This is a genomic window from Flavobacterium daejeonense DSM 17708, from assembly GCF_000425425.1.
GTDB classification, from domain to species: domain Bacteria; phylum Bacteroidota; class Bacteroidia; order Flavobacteriales; family Flavobacteriaceae; genus Flavobacterium; species Flavobacterium daejeonense.
Genome location: NZ_AUDK01000001.1, coordinates 26,713 through 41,255 on the forward strand (window position 1 = coordinate 26,713; position 14,543 = coordinate 41,255).

The window sequence follows — 14,543 nt, forward strand, 5'->3', positions numbered from 1 at the left end:
ACAACTTCTGATTTATCTTCAATTCTAAAAACAAAGTCAGAATACTATTTCCGGAGAAAATTTGTTCACCAATAATTTCTTATACAATTCCAAAATTTCTTAGGTGTTAAATATTTGTTAGAAAAAAATCATTTCAGGGTGACAGTATTCTTAAAAAATTTTATCTATTTTTACATATAACAAAAAAAAAGCAATCTTTTATTTTACATTTGCCTCATGTAATCCATTACAAGCTATATAAAATCAATATCCGCATGTCAACACATAAAGATTTAAAAATATTCGAAAGCCTGTATAAAGAGCATTTTACTTATTTATCTTTAGTTTCTTTTAATATTACTAAGGATAAAGATGTTGCAAAAGATGTGGTTCAGGATTTTTTTATTTATCTATGGGAAAAAGAAGAGAGTATCAACTTTACTATTTCGTTTAAAGCTTATGCCACAAGAGCCGTAAAAAATTTAAGTCTTCAGCATTTAGAGAAAAGCACAACCATAAGTTTAGACACTAAAAAAATTGCTTTGCCTAAAGAGGAAGAACAGCTTGTTTTTGAAAAAACTGAAGAAACTAAAAAACCGAAAATTTTTAATTTAGTTGATAAAATCCCGCAAGCCAGAAGAGAAATCTTTATGTCCCATGTAGTAGAAGGACATAGCTATGCGGAAATTGCCGAAATGCACAACATCTCCATCAATACTGTAAAAACCCAGATGAAGAGAGCTTATGCTTTTTTAAGAGAAAGCGAAAAAAGCAGCATCCTTATTACTGCCATTTATTTTTTGTTGAGAAATTAAAACCTTAATTTTTTATTATTTAACTGAACTGGGAACCCCTCCTTTTTCACCAATTACGATTTCGTTAACACTCACATTTTGTGTATGAGTCAGGCTCATGCCGTTTTTTGCCGACTTCACCGTTATATTATCCAATACAATATTCTCCACCTTTTTTTCCGGAAAACCTTCTATGATAATTGCGGCATTCGAAGCACTTTCGCAACTTATATTTGAAATAGAAATATCAGAAATCTTAGAAGGAAACTTCCCGCTGCCTTCTCCGTGATAATTAGCCGTCATGTAAATACAATCTTCCACTTTTCCCAAAGTAATATTCGAAAAAGACAAATCTCTCACATAACCGCCTCGATCCGAATTGGTTTTTATGTAAATTCCTCTTTTCAAATACCCCCAGGCTTTGCAATTATCCACATAAACATTGCGTACTCCGGCCGACATTTCGCTGCCAATAACCACGGCGTGCAAGCCTTTGAAATTACAATTTCTAACAACAATATTTTCCGAAGGAGAACTGGCATTATCACGGCCTTCGTCGTCGCGACCCGCTTTAATAGCCACATTATCATCGCCATTATTAAATTGAATCTTTTCAATTAAAATATCACTGGAATATTCCGGATCAATACCGTCATTATTGTAATTCTGCGCATCGTATTTTAAACCGCGAAGGGTAATACTTTTTGATTTTAACAAATGCACACACCAAAAAGGAGAATCTTCAATTTTTACATCTTCAATCAAAATAGTTGTAGAATTCAAAAACTGAATCAATTGCGGTCTTAAATAATGTCCTTTTCCAAAAATTCTATCTTTTAAAGGCACATTATTATGATTCATTTCACGGCTTAGTAATTTATCCTTTTCTTCTAATGGCTTCCATTTCACCCAGCCGTTATGCCCTTCACCGTCAATAATTCCATTTCCGGTAATGGCTACATTTTGCACATTATTCCCGTAAATCAACGGGCTATAATTGTATAACATTGTCCCTTCCCAACTGGTTAAAACCAAAGGATAATCTTTCGGATTAGAACCAAAACGAATTTTAGCTCCGGTTTCCAAATGCAATTTCACATTGCTCACAAAATGAATCGGACCATTGATGGTGTACACCCCTTTTGGAACTACGATAGTTCCGCCGTTTTTTTTAGCACAGGCTTTCATTGCCTTGTCAAAAGCCGACTTGCAGTTGGTCACCGAATCACCTTTGGCACCAAAATCAGTAACTTTAATGGTATAAGCCGGAATAACCGGCAACTGAATACGATTGACAATTCTTTCTATGGCTGCCGTTTTATTTTCAACTTTTGCTTGCGAAAACAACACCGTAAAACTTAATAACAAAAGGACACAGAAAGAATTGCTTTTCATATTTTTTCTTTATTTAATGTGATTTTTCAAATCCAAGTCGGTTTTTTTCAATTCAGCGATAACCAATTTTGAAATTTCAGTAGCTCCTAACAATGACAAATGCGTATCGTCATGTTTTTCGGTTTTATAAAAAGAACTTTCACCGGCCGCAAAATGCAAATGCAATTTTTTAGAACCTTCTACTCCATAGGATTCTTCCAATAATTCCGTCAAATATTGCAAATCGATAAATGGCACTTTATAATCCACCGCTACCAATCGGGCTTCCATTGGATACAAACCGTGCGTATCTACCAAAGTTCCCTGCTCATTAAATTTTCTCCTTACTATAGAAGATAAAATAACCGGAGTCGCTCCTTTGGCTCGGGTTTCCGCCACAAAACGAATTAAATTTTGACGATAAGCTGTATGCGGATTAGCATAGACAGCAGGTTTATTCTCTTTTTCATCGTTATGTCCGAACTGTATAAAAACATAATCTCCTTTTTTTAAAGTTTCTAAAACCGAATCCCAACGTTTTTCATTGATAAAACTGCGGGTACTACGACCGTTCATCGCACGGTTGTCCACCACCACTTTATCATCAAAAAATTGCTGTAAAACCTGAGCCCAGCCGTGTTCCGGATTTTTCGCAGGATTGGATTTATTCGCCATTGTCGAGTCGCCAATGGTATAAACCGTCGTTTTTTGAGCAAAGCAACTAGTTGCTATCAATAAAAAAAGTAAACACTTTATTTTCATAGAATCTTATTTAAAACTTGAATACCAATTTGATTTAGAATCACCAAAAATTTTTCTTAAAGTATATTTATTGGCCTGAGATTTGTTCAACTGATGCGACCATTTGGCTCTGGATTCCGGTTGAAATCCCGGACCGGAACAATTGTATTCCGCATATAAAGTAGTTTTTTCGGCATCAGGTTTAGACCAGTTGTTCCAACCCTCTTTTCGAATATGACTTCCCATTTCGCAATTTAAAAAAACAGTTTTAGCATAAATTCGCCATGGACGTCCTAAATACACTTCCGTAGCTTTTTCGCCAGCTGTCAATTTGCAATTAAAAAATACAAAACCATATTTTGAACTCTCAGGAGTTGAAGCTGCCGTGAGATAAGCATTGCTTTTAGCATGAATCTCGCAATTTTCAAAAACCGCAGTAGCTCCGCCAAAAATAAAATCGACTGTTCCTTCTATAAAACAATCCTTAAAATAGTTTTTAAACCCTTCGCCGGAAGTATATAAAGTATCCTGATTTCCTAAAAGATTACAATTGAAAACTACCACTCTATCAGCCACCACTGACAAAGCAACCGCCTGCCCAACGGTACCGGCTGAGTTTTGAATCGTTAAATTGGCCGCTTTAAAATCATTTCCTTCTACTAAAACCGTAGGAGTCATAAAAGTACTGTTGCGCCCCAGATTGATTTTCCCAAAATAATCATCAAAAGTGATAATGGTTTTCTCTCTGCTTTCACCAATCAAAGTAAGATTGGTATTCCATTCCGGCACATGAACTTTTTCTTTATAAATTCCGTTTTTAACGGTAATGGTCACTCTTTTATAAGGAAAAGAAGGTGAATTGTAAATAGCTTCCTGGATACTTTTATAATCGCCGCTGCCATCCTGAGCAACCACAATATTGTATTCGTCTTTTGGAGCCAAATACATTTTCTTTACTGCTATTTCATTTGAAGAAGCAACAATTGCTCCGGAACCTACAGCCGTTTTTGGGGTCATTGCAATCGAATTGGTACAAATAACTAATCCGACTGCAATGGCTCTGTTTAAAAATTTCATTCTTATTATTGATTAATTTAGAAACAAAAGATTAACGGTTCAATTCAATTGCCGCCAAGATAAATGGTCCTGTCGCTTTAGGATCATTATCCTTCTTTTTCTCATTAATATAATATTCGTAAGAACCGTCTCTGTATGGATTTCCTCCTAAACCAGCCACCTGACAACATTGTGTCAAAGTAATTCCGCCGTCAGCATCCACTTTGATCAATTTAGTAGTTAATCCATCAAAAGCATAATTAGCCACTTTTTTAAATTTAGCAGGCAAATACCCTTTATTCACTCCTTTTGCCAAAGCATAAGCAAACATAGAACTTCCTGAAGCTTCAAGATAGTTCCCTTCTCTACCACCCATATCGGTTACCTGATACCATAATCCTGTTTTTTTGTCCTGAACTTTTTCTAAAGCAATTGCCAAATTATTCAAATAACCAACCAATTCTTTTTGCTTTGGATGATCTTTTGGAAAATAATCCAAAACATCCACTAAAGCCATAGCATACCAACCTAATGAGCGAGACCAAAAATTTGGTGATTTACCAGTTTCTTTATCAGCCCATGGCATTTTTCTGCTTTCATCCCAAGCATGATACAATAATCCTGTTTTAGGATCTTTATCATTTTTCTCTAATAATTCAAATTGTTTTGCAACATCATCAAGATTCTTTCCGTTTTCAAACGTAGCAGTATATTGAGCATAAAAAGGTTGCCCCATGTATAAACCGTCTAACCACATTTGGTTAGGATAAATCTTTTTATGCCAAAATCCTCCGCTTGCTGTTCTTGGCTGATCATCTAATTGTTTTCTGATGGTTTGCATGGCGATTAAATACTTATTCTCTTTTGTTCGATCATAAATGTCAAACAAAATATTAGCTGCTACTACCATATCAATATTGTATTTATCCATTTCATAGGTTGCAATATTCCCATTTTCATCTATTAAAGCATCAGCATATCCTTTAACGTAGTTATAATACTTTTCATCTTTGGTTTTTTTATACAATTCTTCAATAGAACTTGCTACTAAACCATGCACATAATCCCATTTTGGGGTGGTCCGATCATCAATTTCATAGGCATTAGGATGACGCATCATCAGTGTTAAAGCCATTTTTTCAGACCATTTCAACTTTGAGGAGGTTAATTCATTTTTAGTCGAAGATGATGCTGATTGTGATTTACAACTTGTAAAACCCAATGCTCCAATTAAAATAAAAGTGAGAATAAATCGGTTTGCTTTCATCATGTTATTTTTTACGTTATTGTCTTTTTTTTTATTTTAAAATTTAATTCGAAGTTAATCCTTCGTTTTTTTTTTTACAACTTAGGACTATCAACTTTCTTGCCATTGATAAAGGTATTTATCAATTGAAGATTGCTAACATTTTCAACAGAAAAAGGTTCTTTCACCTTGTCAATGGTTACATTTTTGAAAGTTACATTTTCAATAGGCAATTCCTTGTAACCTTTGGCTAAAATTCCATATTTACCGCCATTTTTAACTTTTACATTTTCCAAAGTCACATTTTTCACCTGAGGAATGAAATTTCCGGTTTGATTTCCGTAAACATTGTAAAACATATTAATACGCAGCACGCATTCTCCCACCTGGCCTACATTGATATTTCGAACAAAAACATTTTCAACAATTCCGCCTCTTCTGGAATTGGATTTAATACGAATCGCTCTATCTAAATTAGGACTGTCCATTTCGCAGTTTTCTACGAAAACATTCTTAATTCCGCCGGTCATTTCGCTTCCCATTACCACACCACCATGTCCGTCAAGCATTTTGCAATCTCTCACAATAATATTTTCACTTTTCATCGCCACCCGTCTTCCGTCACCGTCTTTTCCGGCTTTAATAGCAATACAATCGTCTCCGGTATTAAAAGAGCAATTTTTAATAATTACATTTTTAGAATATTCCGGATCACAGCCGTCATTGTTTGGTCCGTGACTTTCCACCGTAACACCATCAACTGTTACATTAACAGATTTCATCGGATGAATCACCCAAAAAGGTGCATTGATAATTTTCACATCTTTAATCAAAGCATCCGTACATTCAAAAAACTCCACAAAACTTGGTCTTAAATACGAACCTTCACCATAAATTCGTTGTTCAACCGGCACATTTTGCTCACCCGATTCAACTAAACGAACACGATTTTGCGGGTCATTTTGATTTCCTTTTCCTTCTGACCAACCGTATCTTTTAGCACCACACCAATACCACCAATTTTCATTATCTGCCTGACCGTTCAGGATTCCTTTTCCGGTAACGGCAATATTTTTTTTGTTATAAGCATAAATTAACGGCGAATGATTCATACATTCGGTTCCTTCAAAAGTAGTTTTTACCAAAGGATAATCAGAAGATTTGGTACTAAATAAAATTTCCGCTCCATCTTCCAAATGCAAATTCACATTATTATCCAAATGAATCGGTCCGGTTAAAAATTTTCCGGTCGGCACAACAACTTTCCCCCCGCCATTTTTAGTACAGGCTTCGATAGCTTTTTTAAAAGCTTCTGAATTATTTATAACTCCGCCACTTTTTGCACCAAAATCAACAATATTATAATTCTTATTGATAAAAACCGGAGCAACAACCGTGGCTTCAATCTGTTTTTTCAGCTTCCATGGATTTGACAACACATCGGTTTTTTTTTGCGTAGCACAATTACAGAACATTACTGAAACCGCTATCGCAGAAACACCCGAAAGCAACCGAAACAGTTTATTTTTCATAGACAAAAAATTAAAAAGGTTAAATTAAGAATTGATACGACTGAAATTCCTTATTCCAACAAAAGAATGCAATCGATTACACAAATCTATCAATTATTTTTTTTATTATGCTATAAATTTCTTCAAAAAAATCAGATTTACACAAAAAAAAGAATATTTATTTCATTTATTAAAAAAATTAACCATTAATTAGCAAAATATTCTAAGAAACACATTCTTAAAACTAAAAATTTATCAAAAAATCAGATTTTATTTCAAAATCACATCAATATCAAAAGGAAACCTATAAATAATTGAAAAAATATAGTATTTTTACCCTGACAGAATATTTATAATGAGTGAAAAAACAACCATTTATGACATTGCTAAAGAGCTAAACATTACGGCTGCAACTGTTTCAAGAGCTTTAAACAACAACCCAAAAATTAGCCAGAGTACCCGAAAGCTCGTTCTTGAAACTGCTAACCGAATGAACTATAAGCAAAACCGATTAGCATTAGCATTAAGAAGCGGAAGAAGCAATAATGTAGGCGTTATTGTACCTCGTATCAACACCAATTTTTTCGCTTCAGTAATTCGAGGTATCGAAGAAGGATTACATCCCGAAGGTTATCAGGTTATTATTTGCCAAACTCACGAAGAAGAAAACCGCGAAATTGAAAATATTAATACGTTGCTAAACGCTCAGGTTGACGGTATTTTGATGTCGATTTCCAATCTTAGCGAAGAAAACAATCATTATATTGAACGTGTTATTCAAAAAAAAATACCTTTAATCTTTTTTGACCGAAAAAAAGAAATAAACAATGTCAGCTCGGTTACCATCGATGATTATCAGGCTTCTTATCAAACCACTCAGCACCTAATTGCGCAAGGTTGCGATAAAATTGCTTATTTTTCAGGAGACCGGTCATTAGAAATTTACGAAGAACGTTACCGCGGATACGAACAGGCATTACTAGACAATAATATAGCCATTAATCCCGATTACATTATCAATATCAAAAGTAACGTCCAGGAAGGTCAGGAAGCTGCCGAGAAACTACTTACTCTAGCAACACCTCCGAATGCTATTTTTTCTACCAGTGATTTTGCAGCCTTGGGAGCTATTCAAAAATTAAAGGAACACGGTATTAAAATTCCGGAAGATTTTTGTGTTTTTGGTTTCGGAAACGAACCTTTTACTAAATTCATGGAATTATCTATTTCTACTGTTGACCAATCACCGTTAGAAATGGGAAAAGTGGCCGCTCAGGTCTTTTTAGATAAAATAAATAACCGTGACAAAAAGAAATCAGAAAGTCAGGTGGTTTTAATGCCAAAATTATTGATTAGACAATCTTCTACCAGAATAGCTTAATATTCGACTAATAAAAAAATTACCGCAGATTCGCAGATTATAAAATAAAAATCTGTGACCCGAGCGATAGCGAATAGGCGAAGCAATCTGCGGTGTCTTTTTTACTTCAAATAACAACATAAAAAAGGGAGGCGTTTTCGAAAAAACAACCTCCCTTTTCAACTAAAAACAAAATCTAAAAACAATCTTTATAAAGATACTCCTCGTTTCCAGGGAATAAAGTCATTTTGATTCAAAATTGCAGCTTTGGTTTTCACTTCACCACTCGCTACTTTAATAATAAACTCTAACATCTCATCAGCTGTTTGCTCAATCGTTTTGTCACCTGTGATGATTTCACCAGTGTTAAAATCGATAATATCAGACATTTTTTGAGCTAATTGCGTGTTAGAAGATACTTTTACAACCGGAGCAATTGGGTTTCCTGTTGGAGTTCCTAAACCTGTTGTAAACAATACCATATTAGCACCTGAACCTACCATGGCAGTAGTACACTCTACGTCATTTCCAGGAGTACATAACAAGGTAAAACCTGGTTCGTTGATGTATTCACCGTAATCGTAAACCCCTACAATAGGAGAAGTACCTCCTTTTTTAGAAGCGCCTGCTGATTTCATTGCATCCGTAATCAAACCGTCTTTGATGTTACCCGGAGAAGGGTTCATATCAAATCCTGATCCTGCATCAACAACTGTTTTTTCGTACCATTTCATTAATTCTAAGAAACGTTGTCCATCCTTATCATCAATACAACGGTTTACTAATTCCTGCTCAACTCCACATAATTCCGGGAATTCAGAAAGAATTGTAGTTCCTCCAAGAGCAACTAATTTATCAGATAAAACACCTAATGTTGGGTTTGCAGAAATTCCTGAGAACCCATCAGAACCACCACACTCTAAACCAATTCTTAATTTAGATAAAGGCGCCGGAGTTCTCTTAATTTGATTCGCTTTTTTAATTGCTTCAAATGAATCTTTCACTACGCTGCTCAACATCGCTTCAATTGTACCAATTGATTGTTGGTCGTAAATTAATACCGGTTTTTGGTTATTTGGGTTAATAGCTTCTAAAGCTTCTTTGAAGATTGAGATTTGTAAGTTTTGACAACCTAAACTCAATACAGTAGCTCCGGCAACGTTAGGATTGTTTACATATCCGGCTAATAATTTAGCCAAACTGTGTGCATCCTGACGAATTCCTCCACAACCACCCTGGTGCGTGATAAACTTCACTTCGATATTATTGAATAAATCAGCATCGTTGGAAGCCGCTTCGTTACCATGACCTCCAGTTTCTGATTTCACTAATGAACGTAATAACAATTGGTAATCGTTTTCTTTTGGCTTCATTAATTCTTTTTCAAAAATATCTTTTAAGATTTCGATATTTCTGTTTTCACAAAAAACTAACGGGAAGAACAACCAAACATTTTCAGTTCCTACCTGACCATCTTCACGTTGGTATCCCATGAAAGTTTTGTCTTTCCATTTGTCCACATTAGGGATTTCCCAACCAATGGAATCTGTTTTTCCGGTTACTTTAGCACTTTCGTGTTTTACGTTCGTAGTTGCGATTACATCACCTTTAGCAATTTTTTGACTCGCTTTCCCCACGATTACACCGTACATGTAGATTTTGTCACCAACTTCAAAATCTTTCATGGCAATTTTATGCTTCATTTTAGTGTCGGAAACAACTAAAACATCCTGTCCTTCAAATGGAATTACTTCACCTGCCTTTAGGTCAACCAAAGCAACAGCTACGTTATCCGAAGGATCTACTTTTATTAATTTCTTTTGCATCTTACTAACTTAATTTTTTTATTTCTTAGTTTTTTTGAGAAAAATTGATATAGCCTTGTTGAATACCGTTGGCTTCAATTTCAGTTAATGCAAGCACTAAAGCTTGTGACAATCCGTTGATTTCATTTAAATCTTGATCCCAGAAATCAGTATTAGCCAACACTGTAGTTACTACTGATTCTAAACCTCCTAATTCCCAGGCTTTTTTGAATGCTTCCACTAACTCCGGAGTATCTTTTACCGGTAAAGTTTCGTTATTCCAAATTCCTTTGTAGAATTGAATTAAACAAGCTAATGAAAAAGTCAAACTAGTTGGAAGTTGTTTTTTTGTATTATAATATCCTAATAAACTAGGCAATACTCTTACTTTGAATTTTGAGATTGAGTTTAAAGCAATATCAGCTAAAGCATGCTTGATAAATGGATTTTTAAAACGATCCATCACTTCTTCAGCATAAGCAGTGATTTCATTTTTATCCATAGGAAGCGTTTCGCTAATTTCACTGATTACGTTATCAACAAAAGGCCCGGTAAAATCACCATTAACTGTTTCCATAACTAATTTGTTACCAAATAAAAGAGAAACAGGAACCATTGCTGTGTGTGCACCATTCAAAATACGTACCTTAATCATTTTGAAAGGACGAATATCGTCAACAATCTTCACATTCAAATCGGTTTTATGGAATGGTAATTTTGCTTTCAAATCGGCACCACCTTCGATAGCCCAAAGGAAAAATGGCTCAGCAGCAACAATTAGATTATCTTGGTAATCTAATTTACTATTGTATTCTTCAATTTCAGCTCTTGGATATCCAGGAACAATTCTGTCAACCAAAGTACTGTGGTACGTACAATCTTCAGAAACCCATTTTTTAAATGCAGCATCTAAATTCCATAAATCACAATATTGCAAGATACATTTTTTCAAAGCTTCTGAATTATAATCAATTAATTCACAAGGAATAATTGTTACAGCTTTAGAAGCATCTCCGTTGAAATGTTTAAATCTTTCCAATAACAAAAGAGTTAACTTAGCAGGAAATGCTGCTGGTGGTTGCATATCCGGTGTATCCGTTGAAACGAATTCAATTCCTGCCTCAGTAGTATTGGAAACAATAAACTGCAATTCTTCTTCTTTGGCTAAAGCCAAATAATCAGCAAAATCAGTATAAGGATTGATTCCTTTTACAACATTAGTAATTAATTGAATATCCTGAATTTTCTCCCCTTTTTTGATTCCGTTCATAAACAGAGTATAAAGACCATCCTGCTCATTAATCATATTTACCATACCACCTGCCAATGGCTGAACCATTGCAATACCGGCATTGAAATCTACTTCATTGTTCAATCTTTGAAAAGCGTAATCAACGAAAGCTCTCAAAAAGTTTCCTTCACCAAACTGAACTACTTTAATTGGGTTTAATTTTTCTAAACCCCTGTTTTTTCTATTTAATTTTTCCATTACTTCTGACATAATCGGTTGTGTATTTTTTTATTTTTTACGTAAATCAGCAATAATTGCGATTGTTTCTTTTACTTTTTGAGTCAAACCAGCATAATCTTTAGATTGCAAAACGGCAGCAGAAATTAACTGAGAACCAATACCAACACAGTAAGCACCAGCATCAAACCAAGATTTTAAGTTCTCTCTCTCTGTAGAAACTCCTCCTGTAGGCATGATATTTGTCCAAGGACACGGTCCTTTTACTCCTTTGATAAATTGAGGCCCGTAGATTTCTCCCGGGAACAATTTAACAATTTCACATCCTAATTCTTCAGCTCTTGCAATTTCAGTTAAAGTACCACAACCCGGAGACCACAATACTTTTCTACGGTTACAGGCAATAGCAATATCTTCTCTGAATACCGGAGTAACAATAAAATTAGCTCCTAATTGCATATACAATGAAGCAGCAGCAGCATCTGTTACTGAACCAACTCCCATAATCATTCCAGGCAATTCTTTGATAGCATATTTTGTCAATTCAGCAAAAACTTCGTGAGCGAAATCTCCTCTGGCAGTAAATTCCATCAAACGGGCACCACCATCATAACATGCTTTCAATACATTCTTACTTAATTCCAAATCATTGCTAAAAAACAAAGGAATCATCCCTGTCTCTTTCATTGCAGTAGCAACTTCTATACGTGTAAATTGAGCCATTTTATCTTTTTTATCTAGAAACCTTACCTGTGAAATCCCCATCAAGTAATTTTTCAATTTCATTTTTAGTAATTAAATTATAATCTCCGTAGATGGTGTGTTTTAAGCAACAAGCAGCAACTGCAAAATTCAATGCTCTTTGTTTATCCAATGGTTTTTCGTTTAAACCATAGATTAAACCTCCCATGAAAGCATCACCACTACCTACTCTGTCCACAACAGGAGTTACTTCCTGAACAGCAGCTTTGAATATTTCTTTTCCATCATAAAGGATTCCTCCAATACGCTGATGAGAAGCACTTACAGAATAACGCAAAGTAGTTGCCATGTATTTTAATTCAGGACACAATTTGAATACTTCATTATAAACAGCCGGCAAAGTTTCTACTTGCTGATAATCAGGATCTACTTTATCTAAACCTAACATAAAGTTAGCTGTATCAATGTCTCCTAATATAATGTTACTGTATTTTAACATTTCCGGCATTACCTCTTTAGGTTGTTTCCCATAATTCCAAAGTTTTGAACGATAATTCAAATCCGTAGAAATAGTCAAACCTAATTCGTGAGCTACTTTTATCGCTTCCATACAAGCTTCGGCAGCCGTTTCAGAAAGAGCCGGAGTAATTCCGCTCCAGTGAAACCAAGTAGCATCTTTTAAAATTTCTTTCCAGTCAAATTCTCCTTTTTTCAAAGTTGACATAGAACTATTAGCTCTGTCATAAATTACATTACTTGCACGTGTACTGGTTCCTGTTTCCAAGAAATAAATCCCTAAACGATCTCCACCTTTCATTACATTTTGACAATCTACATCCAGTTTGCGCATTTCGTGAATAGCGCAATTCCCTAATTCATTATTCGGAACTTTAGTAACAAACTCAGCCTTCATCCCGTAATTTACTAGCGAAACAGCTACGTTAAATTCTCCTCCTCCATAAGTTGCTTTATAGGACTCAGCCTGAGCAAACCTCAAATGTCTGTCTGTAGAAAGACGGAGTAAAATTTCTCCAAAAGTGACTACTTTCTTCAATTGAAAAATATTTATAGATTATACTTTACTTATTATTTAACCGGAAATTTGAAATATTCCTTAGCATTTCCGTAGCTAATATCAGAAACCATTTTTCCAATCCATTCCATTTCAGATGCAGGTAATTCACCTCTTTTTACTTCGTCTCCTAAAAGATTACAAAGAATACGACGGAAATATTCGTGTCTTGGGAAAGACAGGAAACTTCTTGAATCTGTCAACATACCCACAAAACAGCTAATTAAACTCATATTAGAAAGAGCATTTAATTGTTTTGTCATTCCGTCTTTTTGGTCTAAGAACCACCATCCAGAACCAAATTGCACTTTTCCTCTAACACTTCCGTCGTTAAAGTTACCAATCATGGTAGCCATAACTTCGTTATCAGCAGGATTTAGGTTATAAATAATAGTTTTAGTCAATTTATCTTTAGAATCCAAAGCATTTAAGAATGCTGATAATTTTTGAGCCTGTGGATAATCACCAATAGAATCCCATCCGGTATCAGGACCTAAAATACGGTGCATACGAGCATTATTGTTTCTCAAAGCACCTAAGTGAAATTGTTGTACCCAACCAAATTCATGGTAAGTTTCACATAAAAATACCAAGATAGCACTTTGAAATTTCAATGCTTCTTCGTTACTAATCGCTTGGCTTTCTCTTTTCTTTTTGAAAATAGCAGTAACTTCACTTTCCGTATAATTTTCGAAATAGATTTGGTCTAATCCGTGGTCACAAAGCTGACAACCATTCGCATTAAAATACTCAATTCTGTTTCTTAAAGCCGCTTGTAAATCTGCATAAGTATTGATTTCAATCGAAGCTTTTTGTCCTAAAGCGTTCAAATATTCGTTATAACCATCGTTAGCAATTAAGATGGCTTTATCAGGTCTGAAAGCTGTACTTACAGTAGTTTTGAAATCACTTTTAGCCAATTTTTCGTGGAAATCCAAACTATCAATTGGATCTTCAGTTGTACAAACTAATTCTGCATTTACTTTACGAAGTAAGTTTCTTGTGCTGTATTCAGCTGAATTTACTTTAGCAGAAGTTTCATCGTAGATTCTTTCCGCTGATTTTTCGTTTAATAAATCAGTAATATCAAAATAACGAGCTAATTCTAAGTGTGTCCAGTGGTACAATGGATTACGCATGGTATAAGGAACCGTTTTTGCCCAGTTTAAAAATTTATCTTTATCTGAACCATTTCCTGTAACAAATTGTTCATTGATACCCAAAGTACGCATCGCTCTCCATTTGTAATGGTCTCCTTTAATCCAAACATCAGTAATATTACTAAAGATTTTATCTTCAGCAATAAACTGAGGATTCAGGTGATTGTGGTAATCAATAATCGGTTGATTTTTAGAATAATTGTGGTATAATTCTTCTGCGTATTTATTTTCTAATAAAAAGTTATCGTTGATAAAAGTACTCATTATAATTTCCT

Annotated in this window: 12 protein-coding genes; 2 read left to right on the forward strand and 10 right to left on the reverse strand. The window is 34.7% G+C overall.

Features of this window, described 5'->3' with window-relative positions; genetic code table 11:
• Positions 1-254: 254 nt before the first annotated feature.
• On the forward strand, positions 255-794 hold the full coding sequence (locus H599_RS0100080; RefSeq protein ID WP_026712244.1) for an RNA polymerase sigma factor: 540 nt from the start codon (positions 255-257) through the stop codon (positions 792-794).
• 15 nt (positions 795-809) lie between these two features.
• Here H599_RS0100080 and H599_RS0100085 read toward each other — a convergent pair whose 3' ends face one another.
• The 5 genes from H599_RS0100085 to H599_RS0100105 form a co-directional block, all read right to left on the reverse strand.
• Positions 810-2,168, reverse strand: a complete 1,359-nt coding sequence (locus H599_RS0100085; RefSeq protein ID WP_026712245.1) for a glycoside hydrolase family 28 protein — start codon at positions 2,166-2,168, stop codon at positions 810-812.
• 9 nt (positions 2,169-2,177) lie between these two features.
• A complete protein-coding gene (locus H599_RS0100090; RefSeq protein ID WP_026712246.1) occupies positions 2,178-2,909 on the reverse strand; it encodes a rhamnogalacturonan acetylesterase in 732 nt (243 codons plus the stop codon).
• 6 nt (positions 2,910-2,915) lie between these two features.
• Entirely contained in the window at positions 2,916-3,965 is a 1,050-nt protein-coding gene (locus H599_RS18945) for a pectinesterase family protein (RefSeq protein WP_081810467.1), read from the reverse strand.
• A 31-nt stretch (positions 3,966-3,996) separates the two neighbouring features.
• Positions 3,997-5,214 (reverse strand): glycoside hydrolase family 88/105 protein, encoded by a 1,218-nt coding sequence (locus H599_RS0100100; RefSeq protein WP_051590583.1) that lies wholly within the window; start codon positions 5,212-5,214, stop codon positions 3,997-3,999.
• A 71-nt stretch (positions 5,215-5,285) separates the two neighbouring features.
• Positions 5,286-6,722 (reverse strand): glycoside hydrolase family 28 protein, encoded by a 1,437-nt coding sequence (locus tag H599_RS0100105; RefSeq protein WP_026712248.1) that lies wholly within the window; start codon positions 6,720-6,722, stop codon positions 5,286-5,288.
• 334 nt (positions 6,723-7,056) lie between these two features.
• On the opposite strand from H599_RS0100105, the gene H599_RS0100110 reads away from it, so the two are divergent.
• Positions 7,057-8,082 (forward strand): LacI family DNA-binding transcriptional regulator, encoded by a 1,026-nt coding sequence (locus tag H599_RS0100110; RefSeq protein ID WP_026712249.1) that lies wholly within the window; start codon positions 7,057-7,059, stop codon positions 8,080-8,082.
• A 188-nt stretch (positions 8,083-8,270) separates the two neighbouring features.
• Here the strand turns inward: H599_RS0100110 and H599_RS0100115 are convergent, their stop codons facing one another.
• The 5 genes from H599_RS0100115 to uxaC are packed head-to-tail and all read right to left on the reverse strand — an operon-like array spanning position 8,271 to position 14,532.
• Positions 8,271-9,887 carry a UxaA family hydrolase gene (locus H599_RS0100115; RefSeq protein WP_026712250.1) on the reverse strand — a complete coding sequence of 539 codons (1,617 nt, stop codon included), beginning with the start codon at positions 9,885-9,887 and terminating at the stop codon, positions 8,271-8,273.
• A gap of 25 nt (positions 9,888-9,912) precedes the next feature.
• Positions 9,913-11,355 (reverse strand): tagaturonate reductase, encoded by a 1,443-nt coding sequence (locus H599_RS0100120; RefSeq protein ID WP_026712251.1) that lies wholly within the window; start codon positions 11,353-11,355, stop codon positions 9,913-9,915.
• 30 nt (positions 11,356-11,385) lie between these two features.
• On the reverse strand, positions 11,386-12,057 hold the full coding sequence (locus tag H599_RS0100125; RefSeq protein ID WP_026712252.1) for a bifunctional 4-hydroxy-2-oxoglutarate aldolase/2-dehydro-3-deoxy-phosphogluconate aldolase: 672 nt from the start codon (positions 12,055-12,057) through the stop codon (positions 11,386-11,388).
• A gap of 10 nt (positions 12,058-12,067) precedes the next feature.
• On the reverse strand, positions 12,068-13,090 hold the full coding sequence (locus H599_RS0100130; RefSeq protein WP_026712253.1) for a sugar kinase: 1,023 nt from the start codon (positions 13,088-13,090) through the stop codon (positions 12,068-12,070).
• Between the two features lie 32 nt (positions 13,091-13,122).
• On the reverse strand, positions 13,123-14,532 hold the full coding sequence (gene uxaC, locus H599_RS0100135) for a glucuronate isomerase (RefSeq protein ID WP_026712254.1): 1,410 nt from the start codon (positions 14,530-14,532) through the stop codon (positions 13,123-13,125).
• Between the last annotated feature and the right edge of the window lie 11 nt (positions 14,533-14,543).